The sequence below is a fragment of the Asanoa hainanensis genome (assembly GCF_900188485.1).
GTDB lineage: Bacteria > Actinomycetota > Actinomycetes > Mycobacteriales > Micromonosporaceae > Asanoa > Asanoa hainanensis.
In genome coordinates, this window is sequence record NZ_FZPH01000008.1 from 40,455 (window position 1) to 61,576 (window position 21,122).

A 21,122-nucleotide genomic window follows, 5' to 3' on the forward strand; every position below is an offset into this window, starting at 1 on the left:
ACCCGGTCGGGCCGGAACCTCGGGCATTCCACCACGTCGATCGACGCGCGGTGACCCCAGCGGGACATTCCGCGAAATTCAGCCGACCGCGGACTCGACGGTCAGCACGCCGGCGGTGGCGTCCACGGTGGCCAGTGCGCCCACCGGCACGCTGAGCTGACCCGGGCCGTGCCCGATCGGCAGCCCGCCGAGCACCGGCACGCCGAGGTCGCCGAGCCGGTCCAGCAGCATCGGGGCCAGGCCGGTGCCCCAGTCGTCCGAGCAGTCCGTGAACTGGCCGAGCGCGACACCGGCGAGCCCGTCGAGCGCTCCCGCCCGGCGCAGGTGGGTGAGCATCCGGTCGATCTTGTAGAGCGGCTCCTGCACCTCCTCGACCAGCAGGATCGCGCCGGTCAGGTCGGGCATGTCCACGGTCCCGACGGAGGCGGCGATCAGGCAGAGGTTGCCGCCGAGCAGGGGGCCGGCGGCCAGGCCGGGCACGCGTACGCCCGCCGTGTCTTCGGTCGGCACGCTGGCGATCGTGACCGGGTCCGTGCTCATGAGCGCGGACCGCAGCGACTCCGCCGAGTCGGCCGGGGTCCGCTCGTCGTTCCAGGCCACACCCGGGCCGTGTACGGAGGCCAGCCGGGCGCCCCGCCAGAGCGCGAACTGGAGCGCGGTGATGTCGGAGAAGCCGGCCACCACCTTGGGGTCACGGCGGACGGCGGCCATGTCGACGGCGTCGACCATCCGCTGCGCGCCGTAGCCGCCCCGGGTGCACAACACCCCCCGGATCGAAGGGTCGGCGAACGCCTGGTTGACGTCGGCCGCCCGGTCGGCGTCGGTGCCGGCCAGATAACCCGCCCGGTCGTACGCGTGTGGCCCGAGCACCGCCCTAAGCCCCCACGACTCGAGCAGCTCGAGCCCGCGCTCCATCCGCTCGGGCCGGGTCGGGCCAGCGGGTGAGACCAGCATCACGGCATCGCCGGGGCGCAGAGCAGGGGCCTTGATCGCGTGCACGTCCGAAGACTAGCTCCCGATAAGGTCGACAACGTGGCTACCGCACTCGTGATCGAGAACGACCCGACCGACGACCTGCGCCGGCTGGGCGAGTGGCTCACGGAGGGCGGCCTGGAGCAGCACGTGCTCCGCCCGTACGAGGACGACCAGCTGCCCGACGACCTGAGTGGTTACGACGCGTTCGTGGTGATGGGCGGCGAGCAGAACGCGTACCCGGACGACGACGGGGTCTGGGACGGCTGGTGGCTGCCGAAGGTCGAGGGCCTGCTGCGCAAGGCGGTCCGCACCAACCTGCCGACGCTGGGCATCTGCCTTGGCGCGCAGCTGCTGGCCACCGCCCACGCCGGCGCCGTCGAGCGCAGCGCCTCCGGGCCGGAGATCGGCCCGGCTCTGGTCGCCAAGCGCGACGCCGCCGAGCACGACCCGCTGTTCCGCTGGGTGCCGATCGCGCCCGACGTGCTCCAGTGGCACCAGGACGAGATCACCGAGCTGCCCCGGGGCGCGGTGCTGCTGGCCGCCTCCACGTACTACCCGAACCAGGCGTTCCGGCTGGGGGAGCGGGCCTGGGGCCTGCAGTTCCACATCGAGTGCGACGCCGAGATGATCGCGTCCTGGGCGGCCGGCTCGACCGAGCTCGCCGAGCTCGGGCTGTCCGAGGAGGCGGTGGTCGGCGCCTGCGCGTCGGTGCTGCCGGACCTCGAAGACGTCTGGCAACCGTTCGCCATCCGGTTCGCCGCGCTCGCGCAGGGCGAGCTGGACCTGCCCCGGACCACGCTCCCACTGCTCGGGCGGTGAGCCGTGGCCCGGCCGGCGAGTGAGCGGACGAACCGGCTGGCCCGGTTCGGCTTCGGGGACCGGGCCGCGGAGGTGCTGGGGCCGGACGGTCTGGGGCTGTGGGACCCGACGACCCAGGAGCCGGTGGGCGAGCAGGCCGCCGGGCTGATCGCGGCGCTGTCCCGCGCCGGCGACCCCGACCTGGCCCTGCGGCAGCTGCACCGGCTGGTCGAGGCCCTGGACCGCAACGGCGGGCGCCGGGAGCTGGTCGACGCGCTGCTCGTCGACAACGGCGTGCGGCGCCGGCTGGTCGCGGTGCTGGGCGCGTCGTCGGCGCTCGGCGACCACCTCGTGGCCAACCCGGACCAGTGGACCGCGCTGCGCGACCAGAACGGCCGGGCACCCGAGGCGACCGGCCACCTCGAACCGGTCGACGGGCCGAACCCGGTGGCCGCCTTGCGGCTCGCGTACCGGCTGGCGCTGTTGAAGATCGCCGCCGCCGACCTGACGGGTGGGCGGGGGCTGGAGCAGACGATGGCGGCGCTGTCGGCGCTGGCCGACGGGACGCTGCGGGCCGCGTACGCGATCGCGGCGGCCGAGGTCGGCAGCGAGCCCCGGCTCGGGGTGGTCGCGCTCGGCAAGTGCGGCGGCAACGAGCTCAACTACGTGTCCGACGTGGACGTCATCTTCGTCGCCGCCTCCGACGACGACCTGCCCGCCGCCACCCGCATCGCGACGCGCCTGATCGAGGTCTGCGGCCTGGTCGCCTGGCCGGTCGACGCGGCGCTGCGCCCCGAGGGCAGCCGCGGCCCGCTGGTCCGCACGCTGGCCAGCCACCAGGCCTACTACCAGCGTTGGGCCCGCACCTGGGAGTTCCAGGCCCTGCTCAAGGCCCGCCCGGCGGCCGGCGACGTCGCGCTGGCCCAGGAGTGGATCGACGCGCTGGCGCCGCTGGTGTGGCATGCCGCCGAGCGGCCGGAGGCGGTCGACGACGTGCGGGCGATGCGCCGCAAGATCGTCGACAACGTGCCGGCCCGCGAGATGGAGCGGGAGATCAAGCGGGGTCCGGGTGGCCTGCGCGACATCGAGTTCGCCGTGCAGCTGCTCCAGCTCGTGCACGGCCGGGCCGACGAGACGCTGCGGGTCACGGGCACGATGCCTGCGCTGCGCGCGCTGGTCAGCGGTGGCTACGTGGGCCGGGCCGACGGCGAGACGCTGCTGCGCGGCTACCGGTTCCTGCGTACGGTCGAGCACCGGCTCCAGCTCCAGGCGTTGCGCCGCACGCACACCGTGCCGGCCGACCCGGCCGGGCTGCGCTGGCTCGCGGCCGCGCTCGGCTACACGGCCGAGCCGGGGCGTGACGCGGTCGAGTCCTTCAAGGCCGACTGGGTCGCGCACGCCAGCGAGGTGCGCCGGCTGCACGTCAAGCTGCTCTACCGGCCGCTGCTGGAGGCGGTCGCCCGGGTGCCGGCCGAGTCGCTGCGGCTGACCCCCGAGGCCGCGCGCCGCCAGCTCGAGGTGCTCGGCTTCGCCGACCCGACCGGCGCGCTGCGCCACCTGGAGGCGCTCACCGGCGGCGTCAGCCGCACCGCGGCGATCCAGCGCACGCTGCTGCCGGTGCTGCTCCAGGAGTTCGCCGACGCCGCCGAGCCGGACCGCGGCCTGCTCAGCTACCGCCAGGTCTCCGACACGCTCGGCTCGACGCCCTGGTACCTGCGCCTGCTGCGCGACGAGGGCCCGGTCGCCCGGCGGCTGGCCCGGGTGCTCGGCCTGTCCCGGTACGCCGCCGACCTGCTCGCCCGCGACCCGGAGGCGCTGCGGCTGCTGGCCGACGACGCGGAGCTCGCACCCCGCCCCGGCGACGTGCTCCGCGACGGGTTCGGCGCCGCCGCGGACCGGCACGAGGATCCGGTCGGGGCGATCCGCGCGGTACGCGGCCTGCGCCGCCGGGAGCTGTTCCGGATCGCCTGCGCCGACGCGCTCAGCCACGGTTCGCTCGCGCCATCACCGGTGCTCGACGTCCGCGGCGTCGGCACCGCACTGTCCGATGTGGCCGAAGCGACGCTGGGCGCGGCGCTGCGGACGGCGGCCCGGGTCTATCCCTTGCCATCGGGGCTGACCTTCGCGGTGATCGGGATGGGGCGGCTGGGCGGTTACGAGCTCAACTTCGCGTCGGACGCCGACGTGCTGTTCGTCTACGACCCGCCGCCGGGCGTGCCCGACGACGCCGCGTCGGCCGCCGCGCACGCGGTGGCCGAGGAGCTGCGCCGGCTGCTCGGCATGCCGGCACCCGACCCGCCGCTGGGCGTCGACGCCGACCTGCGGCCCGAGGGCCGGCAGGGCCCGCTGGTGCGCAGCCTGGCCGCGTACGCGCAGTACTACTCGCGCTGGTCGAAGGTGTGGGAGGCGCAGGCGCTGCTGCGGGCGCGGCCGGTGGCCGGTGATGTCGGGCTGGGCGAGCGGTTCGTGGCGATGGCCGACCGCGTGCGGTACCCGGCCGCGGGGTTGACCCGCGAGCAGCACGTGGAGATCCGGCGCATCAAGGCGCGGGTGGAGAACGAGCGGCTGCCGCGCGGCGCCGACCCGGCCACCCACGTGAAGCTCGGCCGGGGCGGGTTGGCCGACGTCGAGTGGGCCGCCCAGGTGCTCCAGCTCCGGCACGCGGGCGCGCACCCGGCGTTGCGTACGACCCGCACGGTCGACGCGATCGCCGCCGCCGAGGAGGCCGGGCTGTTGCCCGACACGGACGCCGCCGCGCTGGCCGCCGGTTGGCAACAGGCGGCCCGGGTCCGCGACGCGCTGACCCTGACCCGCGGCAAGCCGGGCGACCAGCTGCCCCGGCACGGGGTGGAGCTGGCCGCGGTGGTCCGGATGCTCGGGCGCGACGACCCGGGCGAGTTCCTCGACGACTACCTGCGCACCGCGCGTCGGGCGCGGGCGGCCCTGGAGCACGTCTTGGAGGGCTGATGGACCCCTTGCACGACGACGGCACGTCCGACGCGCTGCGGGCGGTGTTCGACGCGGCCGGGCCCTATCTCTCCTCGTTGGCGTCCCGGCCCGTGTACGCGGGCTCCGCGCGCGTGCGGGAGCTCGGCGGCGCGCTGCCCGCCGACGGCGCGGGGGCGTCCTCGGTCGCGTCCCAGCTGCTGTCCGTGGGCCTGGAGTCGGCGACCCACTCGGCCGGGCCGCGGTTCTTCCACTTCGTGACCGGCGGTGTGACACCGGCCGCGCTGGCCGCCGACTGGACCGTGTCGCTGCTCGACCAGAACGCGTTCTCCCGGGCGGCGTCGGAGTTCGCGACCGCGATGGAGACCACGGCGCTGGACTGGCTGCGGTCGCTGTTCGGCCTGCCGCCGTCGTTCGGCGGCGCGCTCGTGGGCAGCGCGACGTTCGCGAACTTCACCGCGTTGGGTGCGGCGACGCACTGGTGGGCCGCCCGGCACGGGGTGGACGTGGCCGCGTCCGGTCTGGCCGGGCTGCCGCGGATGCCCGTGTTCTCGGGCGGCTACGTGCACGCCAGCGCGCGCAAGGCGCTCCAGCTGCTCGGCCACGGCCGGGATTCGGTGTCGGTGCACGGCTCGGGGCGGGTGGATCTGTCCTCGTTGGACCGGGCGCTGGCGTCGTCCGGGCCGGCGGTGGTCATCGCCAACGCGGGCGAGGTGAACGCGGGCGACTTCGACCCCCTCGCCTCGCTCGCTTCGGTGGTCGAGCGGCATGACGCGTGGCTGCACGTCGACGGGGCGTTCGGGTTGTTCGCCGCGCTGTCGCCGCGGACGGCGCACCTGGTCGCCGGCGTGGAGCGGGCCGACTCGATCGCGTGCGACGGGCACAAGTGGCTCAACGTGCCGTACGAGAGCGGGTTCGCCTTCCTGCGCGACCCCGCCCGGCTCGGCGCGGCGTTCGGGATGCCGGGCGCGCCGTACCTGCCGGGCGCCGACTCGCCGCGCGGTGGCTACGGGCAGCTCGGGCCGGAGTCGTCGCGGCGGGCGCGGTCGCTGCCGATCTGGGCGACGCTCGCGGCGTACGGGCGGTCCGGGTACCGCGCGATGGTGGAGCGGCACCTGGACCTGGCGCAGGAGCTGGCCGGGCTGGTCGACGCGGCGCCGGACCTGGAGCGGCTGGCCGACGTGCCGCTGTGCATCGTCTGCTTCCGGGTGCGTCCGCCCGGGGTGCCACCGGCGGAGTTGGACGACCTGAACCGGCGGGTGGGCGAGGCGCTGCTGGACGACGGCCGGGTGTTCGCGGGCACGACGGTCTACGACGGCAAGGTTGCCCTGCGGCCGGCGATCGTCAACTGGCGCACGACGTCGCGGGACCTCGAGCTGTTCGTGTCGGTGGTCCGCGAGTTGGCCGCTAAGGCTTCTCGAGGTCCGCGGCGGTGACGGTCAGGGTGTTGTCGGAGACCGGCTGGTAGCCGCCGGCCGGGTCGATCTCGTACTGGGCCTGGTCGGGGTTGAGCAACGACGCCGGCGAGTCGGGGTAGGTCTCCAGGAACAGCAGGTACGCGGTGCCCGTGCGGAACGGAACCTCCTCGGCACTCTCGTAGACGACGCCGCCCATCTCGCCACCCATCTGCTTCACCTGGACCACGTCGCCCGGGCGAGCCGATCCCTTGTGGACTCTCGTCACGGTGGCGTCGTAGACGGTGACGACGACGGCGGTGTCGTCCGTCTTCGGGCCGTCGGTCGGATAGAGCTTCTCGAACCTCGGGTTGGCCGGGGTCGCCTCGACGACCAGGGTCGCCCGCTCCATTAGCTCCGCGACGCTCTGGTAGCGCGGGTAGTCGCCCTCGTAGACGACCCGGCCGCCGAAGACCCGCCCGCACCCGGCGACGGCGAGCAGCACCACGACGGCGACGGCGAGCATCCTGCGCGAGGTCATGCCAGGTAGACGCCGTCGGGCGGCGTCGCGTTCCTGTTCGTGATCGTGCCGTGACCCAGCGCGGACCTGGCAGCGCAGCGCAGCGGAGCGGTCCCCGGCCGGGAGCGACGGTCGCGCCCCCGGCGGACCCGGGACCGCCTGGCTCTTCAAGCACTTGTCAGTGCTGGCTTTGTGGCCTTTTCGGGTTTCTGTCGAAAGCCGCGGATGGTCGGCAGCGTCAGGAGAACCAATCCTGAGAGCAGTTGCCAAACAACGCCTGCCGTGAGGACGGTGGTGATGCTGGTGGCGGAGGCGGCGGGGCCGGCCAGCGCCAGGCCGATCGGGCCGACGGAGAACGAGCCGAAGACCACATAGGAGTTGACCCGGGACATGGCTTCCGCGGGTACGCGCTGGTGGATCGCGGTCATCCAAAGGGTGCCGAAGATGGCGCTGACGATGCCGGCGAGCAGTGCTCCGGCGCAGACCACGAGCAGTGGGGCGCGGGCGGCCAGGGCCGCGGACGGTGCCGCCCAGAGGATCGTCGCGGCGGTGGCGACCAGCAGCGGGCGGGCGGGTTTCCAGCCGAGCACGACGAGGCCCCCGAGGATGGCGCCGGCGCCGTACGTCGCGGTGATCGCGCCCCAGGCGCCGGCGCCGCCGTACCAGCGGTCGGCGGAGACCGGGCCCAGCACCAGATACGGCGCCCAGAGCAGCAGGTTGAACAGGGTGAACTGCAGGGTGATGGTCCACAGCCAGGGCAGGGAGGCGAAGAGCCGCCAGCCCGCGCGCATCTCGTGCGGCATCGACGTGCGGGCGACGGGGTCCGGGTCGGCGACGCGGAGCCGGAGCAGGGCCAGGATGCTGGGTACGTAGGTGACCGCGTCGACCAGCAGCACCGTCGCGGGTGAGGTGAGGACGACCAGCGCCGCCGCGAGCGCGGGGCCGGCCACGCTGGCGGTCGACTGGACGAGGCCGAGGAGCGTGTTGGCCTCGTGGCGACGGTCTTCCGGCACGAGTTGCGGCACCAGGCCGTCGAAGGACGGGCGGAAGACCGCCTCGCCGAGGCCGCCGAGCGCCGCCAGGACGAGCAGGACGGTCAGGTTCGGGGTGCCGGCGAAGAACAGCACCGCGATCGCGGCCTGCGCTCCGGCGCGCAGGACGTCGGCCCAGAGCATCACCAGCCGGCGGGGGAAGCGGTCGCCGAGGACACCGGCGAACGGCAGGACGGCGACCATCGGGACGATCCGGGCGGCGAGTACGTAGCTGAGGGTCGCGGGGGAGCCGCCGCTGCGCAGGACGGCGAAGGCGAGGGCCACGCCGGCCATCTGCGTGCCGATCATCGACGTGGCGTAGCCGCCGGCGAAGATGCGGAAGTCGCGCAGTCGCAGCACCGCGAAGCGCGCGCCGAGAGTCGGTCGCACGTGCCCTCCCCAGGACCCTTGAGCCGTTGCGACTCAGATCCTGGGTCAGGTCGTGATGGTGTGTCAACCGCTGGTTGAGTCTGGTCGGCTCAGGTCAGGGCCTTTTGGAGGTCCTCGGCGGCCTTGGCGATCGGCTGTGGGAGCTCGGTTTCCGTGGCTTGTCGGAGATCGTCGATCACGCTGGTGGCCAGGGCGTACAGGGCTCCGGGAGTGGCATCCACGGCCATCGTGAGGGTGTCTTTCGCCAGGGCGGCGCGGGTGAATCGGTTGGGCCAGGCTTCGTCGGCCTCGACTCTTCTGAGGAGGGTACGGGTGGCGGTGCGGAGTCGGGCAATGGCCGGGCCGTGGTGGGTGTCAACGGTTCGCTGACGATGCCTGGCGGCCCGGGCTGGGGCCACGTCCCGATTCTGGCCGCCGTTGCCGCCCAGTCGCAGGTGGCGCTGTTCGGCTGCCTGGCGGCTGGTCAGGCCCAGGGCGGTGGCGATGGTCGCCCAGCTCGCGCCGCTGTTGCGGGCCGACTCGATCAGCGCGCGTTCGGTGGTGTCGAGGCGGTCGCGGATGCCGCGCAGCACTTTGAGCGCCTCGAGTGCGTCGTCGTCGTTCCGCGCTGCTGTCAGCAGGGTGTGCAGGTCGCGCTCCACGTCGGGCTCCACGCGGTTGATTTTCGCGCGGCTGGCGGCGTTGTGTCAATGAATCGTTGACGGCTGAGTACCTTACCTGCCTTACGTGGGGTCTCTCGGTCAGGTAAGGAGGGCGGGATTAGGGCTGGTGCCGGGTGTGCCGGGGCTACCTACGCGCGAATGGTCAACGTCGACACCACTGACTGTTCGAGGAGCTCGCAATGATCAACGACCCGTACCTGACCCTTGAGCTGCACCGCGCCCGCGTCGAGACGTTGACGCAGGACGCCCGGACCGGTCGGCTGGCCCGCGCCCTGCGCAGGCGGGCATCCACGCGTCGCCGGCGGCCGTCCTGACCGCGCGAAATCTCGGCGGCGACATGTCGTACCCGCATGGCATTCTCGATGCCGTGACCACTCGCCCGCGCAGCACCGTGTTCGTCGGCCGTGACGCCGAGATCGCGGCGCTGCGTGAGGCGCTCAAGCGGGTCCGCACCGACGAGCCGGCCATGGTGCTGGTCGGCGGTGAGGCCGGGGTCGGCAAGACCCGACTGCTCGAAGAGTTCGCCCGGCACGCGCCCGGCGCGCGGTTCCTCACCGGGCAGTGCCTCGAGCTCGGCGAGGAGGGCCTGCCCTACGCGCCGTTCGCCGGCATCGTGCGCGAGCTGGTCCGCACCGAGGGCGTCGCGGTCCTCGACGGCCACGAGGCCGAGTTCGCCCGGCTCCTCCCCGAGCTGGGCGCCGTCTCGCCCGAGCCCGGCCGGGGCGTGCTCTTCGACCGGGTCTCGGCGCTGCTGGCCCGGCTGGCCGTCGACCAGCCTCTGGTCGTGGTCCTCGAAGACCTGCACTGGGCCGACCGGTCCACCCGCGACCTGATCGACTTCCTGGTCCGCGCCGCCCGCACCGCGCGGGTCCTGCTGGTCTGCACCTACCGCACCGACGAGCTGCACCGCGGCCATCCGCTGCGCGGCTTCGTCGCCGAGCTCGACCGCGCCCGAGGGGTCGAGCGCCTCGACGTCGGCCGCCTCGACCGCGAGGGCACGGCCGAGATCCTGGCCAGCGTCTACGGCGCCGAGCCGGGCCAGCGCGCGATCGACAAGGTGCACCAGCGCGCCCAGGGCAACCCGTTCTTCGTCGAGGAGCTGGCCGCCTCCGGCGACCCGGCGGCCTGCGCCGACATCCCCGAGAGCCTGCGCGACCTGCTGCTCGCCCGCGTCGACCGGCTGCCCGAGTCGGCCCAGCCGGTCCTGCGGATCGCGGCGGCCGGCGGCAACCGGATCGGCCACGAGCTGCTCGCCACCGTCGCCGGCCTGCCCGAGGCCGCACTCGACGCCGCGCTGCGCACGGCGGTCACGGCGCAGTTGCTGGTCGCCGACGCCGACGGTGGCTACGAGTTCCGCCACGCGCTGGTCCGCGAGGCCGTCCACGACGACCTGCTGCCGGGCGAGCACGCCCGCCTGCACGCCCGCTACGCGGCGGCGATCGAGGCCGACCCGGCGCTGGTCGCGGCCGGGCGGGCCCCGGCCGAGGTCGCGCACCACTGGTACGCGGCGCACGACACCCCGCGCGCCCTGGTCACCTCGCACGCGGCGGCGGTCGCGGCCGGCGAGCGCTACGCGCACGCCGAGCAGGCCCGGCTGCTGGAGCGGGTGCTCGAGCTGTGGGAGCAGGTCCCCGACGCCGCCGACCTGCTCGGCCTCGACCACCTGACGCTGCTCGAGGAGACCCTGGCCGCCACCTACACGGCCGGCGACTTCAAGCGGGCGCTGAGCCTCAACCGCGCGGCGCTGCACGCCATCGACGAGTCGGCCGAGCCGCTCCGTGCGGCCCGCCTGCACACCCGGCGCGGCAAGCTGCTCGCCTCGCTGGGCAAGAGCGACGGCGTGGCGCAGCTCCACGAGGCCGTAGCCCTCGCCGAGGCCGCACCCGACGACGCGGCCCGGGCGATGCTGCTGGCCGACATCGCCTACGCGATCAGCCGCGCCGACCGCGAGGAGGGCGCGCGGATCGCCGCGCTGGCCCGGTCCGCCGCCGAGTCCCTCGGCCACGAAGGCGCGGCGGTCCACGCGACGCTGACGATGCAGCGGGCCTGCAACCGCATTGTGTCCGCCGAGCTCGGCCTGGCCGACCTGCGCCAGGCAGAGGCCAGAGCCAAGTCGCTGGGCGATGTCGAGGGCCTGGTGCACGCCCGCGTCAGCATCTCCGACGCGCTTTTCGAGGTCGGCGACTACGCCGGCTCCGCCGCGTCCGCGGCCCTGGGCACCAAGGACGCGGGCAAGGTCGGTGTCGACCGCTCCACGGGCGCGTTCGTCCGCTCCAACCACGCCGAGGCACTGGTGGCCCTGGGCCGCTGGGACGAGGCCGACGCGATCTGCGCGGAGTCCGCCCGCTTCGACCCACCGGGCCATCTGGGCCTGCACTGGCTCCAACTACGGGCGGGCCTGCGGCTGGCCCGTGGCGAGGCTTCGGCGACGGAGCTGGTGGGGCGGTCACTCGCGTTCTTGGCGCGGCCTTACGTCAGTCCGCAGCATCGGCTGCCGCTACTCACGCTCAAGATCGAGGCCGCACTGGCGATCGGCGACGCCGCCGCTGCGGCGGAGGCCGCACACGCCGCGGTCGGCGGCGGTGCCGCTGGTGGGTTCGCGGTCCCGGCGCCGCGGAGCGGCGATTCGCATCTCGGCCGCATCGGCGCCAGGAGGGCTACCGGGCGCTCGGGCGGGGCCGGCGGAGATGGCGACCGGGACCCGGACACGGGGGCCGAGGTCCCGGTCGGCGTCGCTGACCTGATCGCCAATCCGCGCTACGCCTGGCCGCTGCTGGCGGCCTCGGCCCGGGCCGCTGTGGCGGCCGGCGACGCGGCGCTCGGCGCGGCGGTCGAGGCTCTGGCCGGGCGGGTGGAGTGCCAGTACCCGGCCGAACGGGCCTACGCGGCCCAGATCGCCGCGTGCCTGGGCGAGGCATTCCCGGCCGGCGCTTTCGCCGCGGTTGGCGGCCACGCCGCGGTTGGTGGCGGCGCGGCGGCCGGGGGCCACGCGGCGGCTGGTGGTGGCGCGGCGGCCGGGGGCCACGCGGCGGCTGGTGGTGGCGCGGCGGTTGCTGGCCTAGGGGCGGCTGATGGTCGCGCGGACGCTGAGAGTGCCGGGACGGCTGGTGGGTCCGGGGTGGCTGGGGGTGGTCCCGCGGGCCGTGGTGCGCTGGAGCGGTGGACGGCGGCGGTGCAGGCGTGGCGCACCGACGGCCAGCCCTACGCGCTTGCCCGGGTGCTGGTCAGCCAGGCCGAGGCGGCCGCCGCGGCCGGAGACCGGGCTGCGGCCCGGGAGGCTCTCGAAGAGGCCGGAGCGATCGCCGCAGACCTCGATGCCCGACCGCTGCGCGACGAGGTCGCCCGGCTGGCCCGGCGGGTCGGCCTCCGCGGCGCCGTGCGGGCCGGGCCCGACATCCTGACCGCCCGCGAGCGCGACGTGCTCCGGCTGGTCGCGGCCGGTCACAGCAACAGCCGAATCGGCGCGGAGCTCTATCTGTCGCCGAAAACGGTCAGCGTGCACGTATCACGCATCATCGCCAAGTTGGAGGTCACGAATCGGATCGAAGCGGCAGCAGTTGCCCACCGCCTCGGGCTGCTCGGGCCGGACCTGATTGCCGGCGGACAGACGACGGCATCCGGACACTAGACTGCGTCGCATGGCCAGGGCAGAAGAGAAGGTGTCGTTCGGCGGACGCCTTAAGCAGATCGGGATGGTTTTCTCGTTCACCGCTAAACAGGACAAGATGTTCCTCCCGTTGGCGGTCGGAGCGGTGCTCATCCCACTGCTGCTCGCCGCGCTCGCGGTGGTGGTGGGCTGGGGCATCATCTTCATCCCGCTGGGCATCCTGGTCGCCCTGCTCGCGTTGCTCATCGTCCTCAACCTGCGCTCCAACCGCGCCATGATGAACGCGGCCGAGGGCCAGCCCGGCGCCGCCGCGTCAATCATCGAGAACATGCGCGGCGACTGGCGGGTCCGCGCGGCGGTGAGCTCCACGACCGCGATGGACATGATCCACCTGGTCGTCGGCAAGCCCGGCGTCATCCTCCTCGCGGAGGGCAACCCGCAGCGCGTCCGCAGCATGCTCGGCCAGGAGAAGCGCCGCCTCGCCAAGGTCATCGGCAACGCGCCGCTGCACGACTACGTGATCGGCAACGGCGACGACGAGGTCCCGATCCGCAAGCTCCGGATGACCCTGACCCGGCTCCCGCGCGCCCTGAGCGGCAAGGACGTCAACTCCCTCGACAAGCGCCTCACGGCGCTGTCCGCGGCCCGGCCGCAGATGCCGAAGGGCGCGATCCCCAAGAACATGCGCCCGTCGAAGGGCGCCTTCCGCCAGACCCGCGGCCGCTGACCTACCCCGGACCCCGCGTCTCCACCGCGAACACGGCGGAGCGCGGGGCTCCGCGTATCCGGGCCAGGGCGTGATCTTGAAGAACACGCGCCCGTCTGAGGGCGCCTTCCGGGCAGGCCCGCCGCCGCTGACCTACCCGGACCCCGCGTCTCCATCGCGAACACGGCGGAGCGCGGGGTTCCGCGTATCCGGGCCAGGGCGTGATCTTCGAGAGAAGGCGCCGGTCGAAGGGCGCCTTCCGTCAGACCTGCGGCCGCTGACCTACCCGGACCCCGCGCCTCTACCGCGAACGCGGCGGAGCGCGGGGTTCCGCGTACCGGGGCCAGGGCGTGATCTTCGAGAGAAGGCGCCGGTCGAAGGGCGGCTTCCGCCAGGCCCGCGGCCGCTGACCCATCCGGACCCCGCGCCTCTACCGCGAACACGGCGGAGCGCGGGGTTCCGCGTACCCGGCGCCAGGGCGTGATCCCCAAGAGAAGGCGCCCGTCGAAGGGCGCCTCCGCCAGACCCCACGGCCGCTGGCCAACCTGGAAGCGGCGGCTGCTCCGCGGGCACGCCTGACCCATCCGGACCTCGCGCCGCCACCGCGAACACTGCGGAGCGTGGGGTTCCGCGTACCCGGCCAGGGCGCGACAATGGGCGGCGTCACACGGTCGGCGAGTCCGCAGGGCGTACGCACTCGTGGGTATATGTTCGGGTTTGGTCGGTTCTATCGCCGGTCAAACGGGCATTCCTGGCGGCTCGCGGGTGACGTAACACGGCAGAAACTTTTGCGACACGCTCGGGCAACGGCCTAGCCATACCGTCGCTGCCAGCCTTGCTGAAGAGACCTAAAGAGCCAAGTAAGCGACGTGCCAGGAGGACGTGTTGTTCGCCAATCCCGAGGAACTCCTGCGATACCTCAAAGACGAGGACGTGAAGTTCGTCGACGTCCGGTTCTGCGACCTGCCCGGCGTGATGCAGCACTTCAACGCCCCGGTCGAGTCGATCGACGACGACATCTTCACCACCGGCCTCGCGTTCGACGGTTCGTCGATCCGTGGTTTCCAGCAGATCCACGAGTCCGACATGCTGCTGCTGCCGGACGTGGCTTCCGCGTTCATCGACCCGTTCCGGGCGCAGAAGACCCTCGCTCTCAACTTCTTCATCCACGACCCGTTCACCCGCGAGGCGTACTCGCGTGACCCGCGGAACGTGGCGAAGAAGGCCGAGGCCTACCTGGCGGCGAGCGGCATCGCCGACACCGCCTACTTCGGGCCCGAGGCCGAGTTCTACATCTTCGACTCGATCCGCCACGAGACCAGCGCGAACCAGGCCTTCTACTACATCGACTCGATCGAGGGCGCCTGGAACACCGGCCGTGAGGAAGAGGGCGGCAACCGGGGTTACAAGACCCCGTACAAGGGTGGCTACTTCCCGGTGCCGCCGGTGGACCACTACGCCGACCTGCGCGACTCGATCGTGCGCAACCTGGTCGACAGCGGCTTCACCGTGGAGCGCTCGCACCACGAGGTCGGCACCGCCGGCCAGGCCGAGATCAACTACAAGTTCTCGACGCTGCTGCACGCGGGCGACCAGCTCCAGCTCTTCAAGTACATCGTGAAGAACACCGCCTGGGCCGCAGGCAAGACCGCGACGTTCATGCCCAAGCCGCTGTTCGGTGACAACGGCTCCGGCATGCACACCCACCAGAGCCTCTGGCTCAACGGCGAGCCGCTGTTCTACGACGAGACCGGCTACGCCGGCCTGTCCGACACGGCCCGCTGGTACATCGGTGGCCTGCTGCACCACGCCCCGTCGCTGCTGGCGTTCACCAACCCGACGGTCAACTCGTACCGCCGCCTGGTGCCCGGCTTCGAGGCCCCGGTCAACCTGGTCTACTCGCAGCGCAACCGCTCGGCCTGCACCCGCATCCCGGTGACGGGCAGCAACGCCAAGGCCAAGCGCGTCGAGTTCCGCGTGCCGGACCCGTCGGCCAACGTCTACCTGGCCTTCTCGGCGATGCTGATGGCCGGCCTCGACGGCATCAAGAGCAAGATCGAGCCGCCGGAGCCGATCGACAAGGACCTCTACGACCTGCCGCCGGAGGAGTACAACTCCGTCAAGCAGGTCCCGGGCTCCCTGCCGGAGGTCCTGGACTCGCTCGAGCAGGACCACGACTACCTGCTCGAGGGCGGCGTCTTCACGCCGGACCTGATCTCGACGTGGGTCGACTACAAGCGCGCGAACGAGGTGGACCCGGTCCGCCTGCGCCCGACCCCGCACGAGTTCGCCATGTACTACGACGTCTGATCAAGCCCGGAACAACCGGCGAGCCGTCGACCACCCCGCTCGGGGTCTGGTCGGCGGCTCGCCGCGTTCTAGCTGTTCGTGACCCACGTCAGCATTTCCCGCCAGTCGGCAGGAGAAGGCGTATGAGCGGTGTCCTCGCCGATGCGGACCTCGGCGTCCGGCATTCGGGCGGCGATCAACGGCGCGTCGGGGACAGCTCTCCCGGCATCGTGTCGACCGGCCCAGACGAGGGTGCGGCAGCGCACGTCGCGAAGCCGGAACCCCCACCGCCGAATATCTGTGGCCAGCCAGTCGTTGACCAGGCCGGCGGCGCCCTGGCGGGCTCCTTCGAGGTTGGACTCGTCGCCTCGCTGGATCCAGGTGTCCTGGCCGCTCGCTAGCAGGGCCCGGTGTTGTTTCAGGGGGTCCTCCGCGTACCAGGCAGCAGCGCGGGTCACATAACGGCGACCGAGTCCCGGGATCGTGCACACCGCCCACGTCTGAAGTCGCTGCCAGCCGCGTACCGTGCCCAGTTCCCGGTACGGGCCCGTGAAACCGGCGGTGACGACACCGGTGAGCCGGTGCGGGAACCGGGCGCCACAGGCCACCGCGTACGGTGCGCCGCCGGAGAACCCCACCACTCCGAAACGCTCGATCCCCAGCGACGTCGTCAGCGCACCGATCGCGTCGGCGACGCCGAGCAGCGTCGGCCGCCGGGCGGGTGTCGACCGACCGTAGCCAGGTCGGTCCACAGTGATCAGGCGAATGCCCGCCAACGCCCCGTCGTCCGGGCGGCTGAGCCGGGAACCTGGCGTGCCGTGCAGAAACACCACGGGCGCTCCGGCCGGATCGCCGTACTCGGCCCAACCCAGGACCCGATTGTCCGGTAGCGCGAAATCCATGTCGCTTCCCTTCGCCGTCGCGGTGCGCTGTACTGTGCCGCAGTGATCGAGATGAGTTTTCGTTGTGGTTCGTGTGCGCAGGAGCACGCCGGGCCGCCGTTCTCGTACGGTTCCGACGCGCCCGCCGTCTGGAGCGACCAGTTCGCCGCCGATGACGACAGCGAGCTCGACGACGAGCGGTGTGTCATTCGCGGCGAGCACTTCTTCGTGCGCGCCCGCATCCTGATCCCCGTCGTCGACGCGGACACCGACTTCGACTGGGGTGTGTGGACGACGCTCAGCGAGCCGAACTTTCGCCGCATGAGCGAGTTGTGGACCACGGAGGGCCGGGAGCAGGAGCCGCACTACTTCGGTTGGTTGTCGACGGATCTGCCAGGCTACGACCGGTCCACGCTCTGGCTCAAGACCCACGTGGTGACCCAGCCGGTCGGTGAGCGGCCGATTCTGCGGCTCGAACCCACCGACCACCCGCTGGCCGTCGAGCAGCGGGAGGGAATCACGACCGCCCGGGTACGGGAGTTCGCCGAGCTGGTTCTGCACGCGTAGGCGAGGATGTGAACCATGGCGGGTGCGGAGCGGTGGCTGCGGCGGGCCGCCGAGAACGGTGACGCCGACGCGATGGCCGCCGTCGGGCAGATCATGCAGGACCGGTGGGACCTGGCCGAGGCCGAGGAGTGGTACCAGCGGGCCGCCGACGCCGGGCATGCCGGCGCCATGGTCAACCTCGGCGTGCTGCTGACGATGCGCGGCGAGCTGGCCGAGGCGGAGCGCTGGTACCGGACGTCCGCCGAGACCGCGGACACCGACGCGATGATCAATCTTGCGGGGCTCCTGGCGGACCGCGACGACCGGGCCGGTGCCGAGCAGTGGTTGCACCGCGCGGCCGACGCGGGTGAGACCGACGCGTTGGTCAACCTCGGCATCCTCGCCTCCACCGGCGGTGATCCGGACGAGGCGAGCCGGTGGTTCGGCCTCGCCGCCGACGCCGGCAACGCCGCGGGCATGTTCAACCTCGGCGTCCTGGCCGAGGAACGCCGGGACCTGACGGCTGCGGAGGAGTGGTACGAGCGCGCCGTCGCGGCCGGCAACCACCACGCGCAGGTCAACCTCGGCAGCCTCCGCGCCGCCCGGGGTGACTCCGGCGGATTCTGACCCTCGCGCACGCGGCCCGCGGGGGACTAACCTGCGACGATGGCGGACGAGTTCGCGCGGGCCCTGCTTCTGATGCGACGCCGTGACCCGCAGCTGGCCGAGGACGGTTTCCAACGGCTGCGCGGCCTCGCCGCCGGGCACGTCGACCGCCTGATCGACGAGTTCCGCCGCGAACCCGACCACGAGGTCCGCGGCCGGCTGTTGGAGCTCATCGCCGAGACGCGTACACCCCGCGCCCTCGACCTCGTGGCGACCCAGTCGCGCGAGGGCGAGGAACGGTCTGGCACCCATACCTAGACCAGCTCCCGGGTTCGTCGTGGGCGCGACCGTCGCTCCCGCCGGGGAGCGCTCCGCTGCGCTGCGCTGCCAGGTCCGCGCTGGGGCGCGGTCACGGCACGAGCGGTCCGGAAATTGAGCCGGACGGTGGCTCGTCCCGACTGGACCTGATGAATGACCATGTGGCCATGCGTCGACGAAGGCTGATGTGGCGGGTGGCGGCCCTCGGCCTCGCGGTGGCGCTGGTCTACATGGTCCGTGATCTGAGCGGCGCGAGCGGTTGGGACTGGCTCGGCGCGGTGGGCGGACTGCTCGCCCTCGGCGGCCTGGCGGGCGCGTTAGCCTGGCCGGACGGCCGCAGCGCCACAGCGAAGTCCACTGCGGACAGTCAGTTGCCGGCGCGGGCCGAGGCCGGTGACGTCCAAGCCATGGTCACCCTCGGGCGCCAGCTGTGGCAGGAGAGTGCGGATCCGGCCGCTGCGGCGCGGTGGCTCGAGCGGGCCGCGGAGGCGGGGGACACCGGTGCGATGGCAACCCTCGGCCTCCTGCTCGCCGACCAGGGTGACCGCGCCGGCGCCCTGCGCTGGAGCCGCCAGGGCGCCGACGCCGGCGACACCGACGCGATGGTGGCGCTGGCCCAGATCCTGCGGGCGGCCGGCGACGGAGCCAAGGCGGAGAAGTGGCTCCGACGCGCGGCGGACGACCAAGACAGCACAGCCATGTACTACCTCGGTGAACTGGGCGAGGAGCAGGGCGACCTGGCCGAGGCCGAGCGGTGGCATCGGCTCGCGGCGGAGGCCGGCGACGAGGACTCGATCGTCTGGCTGGGCAGCGCGCTGGAGCAGCGGGGCGAGAAGGCCGAGGCCGAGCGGTGGTACCGGCGCGGCGCGCTGGAGGGGCAGGCCGAGTCCATGAACTGCCTGGGCCGGGCCCTGCTCGACCGGGGCCAGCGGGACGAGGCCGTGCGGTGGTTTCGGCGCAGCGCCGAGGCCGGCGACGCCGACGCCATGGTCCGCCTGGGGATCCTGCTCGACGAGCGCGACGACGCGGCGGGTGCCGAGCGCTGGTTCAGGGCCGGCGCCGAGGCCGGCGACGTGATCGGCATGTTCAACCTCGGCACCGTCCTCGATCGTCGCGGTGACCGCGAAGAGGCCGCCAGGTGGTACCGGCGCGCGGCCGACGAGGGCGACCCTGACGCGATGGTCAACCTGGGCAAGCTGATCGGTGCCGACGACCCGACGAGCGCGGAGCCGGAGCAGTGGTACCGCCGGGCCGCCCGCACCGGCCACACCGGCGCCATGGTCAACATCGGCACCACCATGGCCCGGCGGGACAACCCGGCCGCGGCCGAGGTCTGGTACCGGCGGGCAGCCCGGGAGGGCGACGCCGATGCCATGCTCCAGGTCGGCTTCCTCATGCAGGGTCGGGGCGAGCCGGCCGAGTCGTGGTTCCAGCGGGCCGCCGACGGCGGCAACATCTGGGGGATGTGCGAGCTCGGCGCACTGCTCCAGGAACGCGGCGAACGCGACGAGGCCGAGCGGCTGTACCGCCGCGCGGCCGAGTCGATGCACCCGACCGCGCTGTTCAACCTCGCGGCGTTCTACGACCGCCAGGATGAGCGGCCGGACGCCGAGCAATGGTTCCAGAAGGCGGCCGAGCGTGGCGACACCGACGCGATGAACCGCCTGGGGGACTTCTGCCGGGAACGCGGCGAGACGAAGACGGCCGAGCGCTGGTACCGGCACGGTGCCGACGCCGGGAACGCCACCGCGATGGGCAGCCTGGGCCGACTGCGCTGGGAGCGCGGCGACGAGGCGGAAGCCAAGCGGTGGTGGCTGCGGGCGATCGAGGCGGGCGACCCGGCCTCGATGTACTACCTCGACGAGCTGACCCCGTACACCATGGACGACGAGGCGGCGGCGCGCTGGTATCGCCCCGGCGCAGAGGCCGGCGAACCGGGGGCGATGCACCTCCTGGGCTGGTCGCTGCGCGAGAAGGACCCGGCGGAGGCCGAGCGGTGGTACCGGCGTTCCGCCGAGGCCGGCAGCACGTTCGCGATGCAGAGCCTGGCCATCGTCCACAAGACCCGGGGCGACCGCGCCGAGGCCCGGCACTGGTTCCACACCGCGGCCGAGGCCGGCTACCACAACGCGATGTTCAGCGTCGGGCTGTTCGACCAGGAAGACGGCGACCTCGCCAGCGCACGGCTCTGGTACGAGCGGTCCGCCGATGCCGGCAACGTCTTCGCGGGCTACAACCTGGGCCGCCTGCACGAGAAGGCCGACGAGCTGGCGGAGGCGGAACGCTGGTACCGGCACGGCGCCGACGCCGGTGACCCGCTGGCTATGAACGGCCTCGGCATCCTGGCCGAGCGCAGAGGCGACCAGCGGCGCGCGAACCGGTGGTACCGGCGCGCGATCCAGGCCGCCACTCCCGAGCAGTTGGAGGAGCTGCGTATGGACGCCGAGGAGCGGGCGAAGCTGACGGGCTAGACGGCCGGCGTACGCGCGGCCAATGCCTGCTTGTAGAGCCGGCCGGCCCGGTAGCTGGACCGCACCAGCGGACCGCTCATCACGCCGGCGAAGCCGATCTGCTCGGCCTCCTGCGCCAGCTCGACGAACTCCTCCGGCTTGACCCAGCGCTCGACCGGGTGGTGCCGGGGCGACGGGCGCAGGTACTGCGTGATCGTCACCAGCTCGGTGCCGGCCTCGTGCAGGTCGCGCAGCGCCTGCGAGACCTCGGCACGCTCCTCGCCCATGCCCAGGATCAGGTTGGACTTGGTCACCAGCCCGAACGTGCGAGCCTGGGTGATCACATCCAGCGACCGCTCGTACCGGAAGCCGGGTCGGATCCGCTTGAAGATCCGTGGCACGGTCTCGACGTTGTGGGCGAGCACCTCGGGCCGCGACTCGAAGACCTCGTTCAGCAGCGCGGGCGTGCCGTTGAAGTCCGGGATGAGCAGCTCGACGCCGCAGCCCTCCTGGAGGGCGTGGATCTGGCGGACCGTCTCCGCGTAGAGCCAGGCACCGCCGTCCGGCAGGTCGTCGCGGGCCACGCCGGTGACCGTCGCGTAGCGCAGGCCCATCGTGGCGACCGACTCGGCGACCCGGCGGGGCTCGTCGGCGTCGAACTCGGCCGGTTTGCCCGTGTCGATCTGGCAGAAGTCGCAGCGGCGGGTGCACTGGTCGCCGCCGATCAGGAAGGTGGCCTCGCGGTCTTCCCAACACTCGTAGATGTTGGGACAGCCAGCCTCCTGGCACACGGTGTGCAAGCCTTCGCGCTGAACCAGTCCGTGGAGCGAGGTGAACTCGGGGCCCATCTTGGCCTTGACCTTGATCCACGGTGGCTTGCGCTCGATAGGCGTCTCGGCGTTCCGCGCCTCGATGCGCAGGAGCCGGCGGCCTTCTGGAGCGATCGTCACGAATCCGAGCGTATCCCGGTGTTCATCCTTCCTGCATACGGGGCGACACGGAA

Annotated in this window: 17 protein-coding genes; 11 read left to right on the forward strand and 6 right to left on the reverse strand. The window is 72.8% G+C overall.

Annotation, left to right across the window (positions count from 1 at the left end; translation table 11 throughout):
• Positions 1-78: 78 nt before the first annotated feature.
• The gene (locus tag CHC05_RS20295; protein ID WP_089251164.1) at positions 79-954 is read right to left on the reverse strand and encodes a S66 peptidase family protein; all 876 of its coding nucleotides are present in this window, start codon (positions 952-954) and stop codon (positions 79-81) included.
• 78 nt (positions 955-1,032) lie between these two features.
• Between CHC05_RS20295 and CHC05_RS20300 the strand changes: the two genes are divergently transcribed.
• The 3 genes from CHC05_RS20300 to CHC05_RS20310 are packed head-to-tail and all read left to right on the forward strand — an operon-like array spanning position 1,033 to position 6,155.
• A complete protein-coding gene (locus CHC05_RS20300) occupies positions 1,033-1,794 on the forward strand; it encodes a type 1 glutamine amidotransferase (RefSeq protein ID WP_089251166.1) in 762 nt (253 codons plus the stop codon).
• 3 nt (positions 1,795-1,797) lie between these two features.
• Entirely contained in the window at positions 1,798-4,740 is a 2,943-nt protein-coding gene (locus tag CHC05_RS20305) for a bifunctional [glutamine synthetase] adenylyltransferase/[glutamine synthetase]-adenylyl-L-tyrosine phosphorylase (RefSeq protein ID WP_089251168.1), read from the forward strand.
• Entirely contained in the window at positions 4,740-6,155 is a 1,416-nt protein-coding gene (locus tag CHC05_RS20310; protein ID WP_089251170.1) for a pyridoxal phosphate-dependent decarboxylase family protein, read from the forward strand. Before CHC05_RS20305 ends, CHC05_RS20310 begins: the two co-directional genes overlap by 1 nt.
• Here the strand turns inward: CHC05_RS20310 and CHC05_RS20315 are convergent.
• The 3 genes from CHC05_RS20315 to CHC05_RS20325 all read right to left on the reverse strand — a co-directional run bounded on the left by CHC05_RS20315 (position 6,127) and on the right by CHC05_RS20325 (position 8,695).
• Complete coding sequence (locus CHC05_RS20315) at positions 6,127-6,654, reverse strand: hypothetical protein (protein WP_089251172.1); 528 nt, start codon at positions 6,652-6,654, stop codon at positions 6,127-6,129. The genes CHC05_RS20310 and CHC05_RS20315 overlap by 29 nt on opposite strands.
• 146 nt (positions 6,655-6,800) lie before the next feature.
• Complete coding sequence (locus CHC05_RS20320) at positions 6,801-8,054, reverse strand: MFS transporter (protein WP_089251174.1); 1,254 nt, start codon at positions 8,052-8,054, stop codon at positions 6,801-6,803.
• 89 nt (positions 8,055-8,143) lie between these two features.
• Positions 8,144-8,695 carry a hypothetical protein gene (locus CHC05_RS20325; RefSeq protein ID WP_144022698.1) on the reverse strand — a complete coding sequence of 184 codons (552 nt, stop codon included), beginning with the start codon at positions 8,693-8,695 and terminating at the stop codon, positions 8,144-8,146.
• A 200-nt stretch (positions 8,696-8,895) separates the two neighbouring features.
• Here CHC05_RS20325 and CHC05_RS43075 point away from each other — a divergent pair, with 200 nt between their 5' ends.
• The 4 genes from CHC05_RS43075 to glnA all read left to right on the forward strand — a co-directional run bounded on the left by CHC05_RS43075 (position 8,896) and on the right by glnA (position 15,339).
• Entirely contained in the window at positions 8,896-9,030 is a 135-nt protein-coding gene (locus tag CHC05_RS43075) for a hypothetical protein (RefSeq protein ID WP_281257691.1), read from the forward strand.
• Between the two features lie 41 nt (positions 9,031-9,071).
• Positions 9,072-12,344 carry a helix-turn-helix transcriptional regulator gene (locus CHC05_RS20330; RefSeq protein WP_218824617.1) on the forward strand — a complete coding sequence of 1,091 codons (3,273 nt, stop codon included), beginning with the start codon at positions 9,072-9,074 and terminating at the stop codon, positions 12,342-12,344.
• Between the two features lie 10 nt (positions 12,345-12,354).
• Positions 12,355-13,050, forward strand: coding sequence for a DUF4191 domain-containing protein (locus tag CHC05_RS20335; RefSeq protein WP_089251180.1), 696 nt, complete (start codon positions 12,355-12,357; stop codon positions 13,048-13,050).
• An 864-nt stretch (positions 13,051-13,914) separates the two neighbouring features.
• The gene (gene glnA, locus CHC05_RS20340; protein ID WP_089251639.1) at positions 13,915-15,339 is read left to right on the forward strand and encodes a type I glutamate--ammonia ligase; all 1,425 of its coding nucleotides are present in this window, start codon (positions 13,915-13,917) and stop codon (positions 15,337-15,339) included.
• Between the two features lie 68 nt (positions 15,340-15,407).
• On the opposite strand, the gene CHC05_RS20345 is transcribed toward glnA, so the two are convergent.
• Positions 15,408-16,220: an alpha/beta fold hydrolase gene (locus CHC05_RS20345; protein WP_089251182.1), complete on the reverse strand. Its 813-nt coding sequence runs from the start codon at positions 16,218-16,220 to the stop codon at positions 15,408-15,410.
• A 51-nt stretch (positions 16,221-16,271) separates the two neighbouring features.
• Here CHC05_RS20345 and CHC05_RS20350 point away from each other — a divergent pair, with 51 nt between their 5' ends.
• The 4 genes from CHC05_RS20350 (at position 16,272) to CHC05_RS20365 (ending at position 20,140) form a co-directional block, all read left to right on the forward strand.
• Complete coding sequence (locus CHC05_RS20350; RefSeq protein ID WP_144022704.1) at positions 16,272-16,766, forward strand: DUF2199 domain-containing protein; 495 nt, start codon at positions 16,272-16,274, stop codon at positions 16,764-16,766.
• A 15-nt stretch (positions 16,767-16,781) separates the two neighbouring features.
• Positions 16,782-17,372, forward strand: coding sequence for a tetratricopeptide repeat protein (locus tag CHC05_RS20355; protein ID WP_089251184.1), 591 nt, complete (start codon positions 16,782-16,784; stop codon positions 17,370-17,372).
• A 39-nt stretch (positions 17,373-17,411) separates the two neighbouring features.
• The gene (locus tag CHC05_RS20360) at positions 17,412-17,669 is read left to right on the forward strand and encodes a hypothetical protein (protein WP_089251186.1); all 258 of its coding nucleotides are present in this window, start codon (positions 17,412-17,414) and stop codon (positions 17,667-17,669) included.
• Positions 17,670-17,836: 167 nt separating this feature from the next.
• Positions 17,837-20,140 carry a tetratricopeptide repeat protein gene (locus CHC05_RS20365; RefSeq protein WP_179266290.1) on the forward strand — a complete coding sequence of 768 codons (2,304 nt, stop codon included), beginning with the start codon at positions 17,837-17,839 and terminating at the stop codon, positions 20,138-20,140.
• On the opposite strand, the gene lipA is transcribed toward CHC05_RS20365, so the two are convergent.
• Complete coding sequence (gene lipA / locus CHC05_RS20370; RefSeq protein ID WP_089251190.1) at positions 20,137-21,069, reverse strand: lipoyl synthase; 933 nt, start codon at positions 21,067-21,069, stop codon at positions 20,137-20,139. The two genes, CHC05_RS20365 and lipA, sit on opposite strands and share 4 nt — an antisense overlap.
• Between the last annotated feature and the right edge of the window lie 53 nt (positions 21,070-21,122).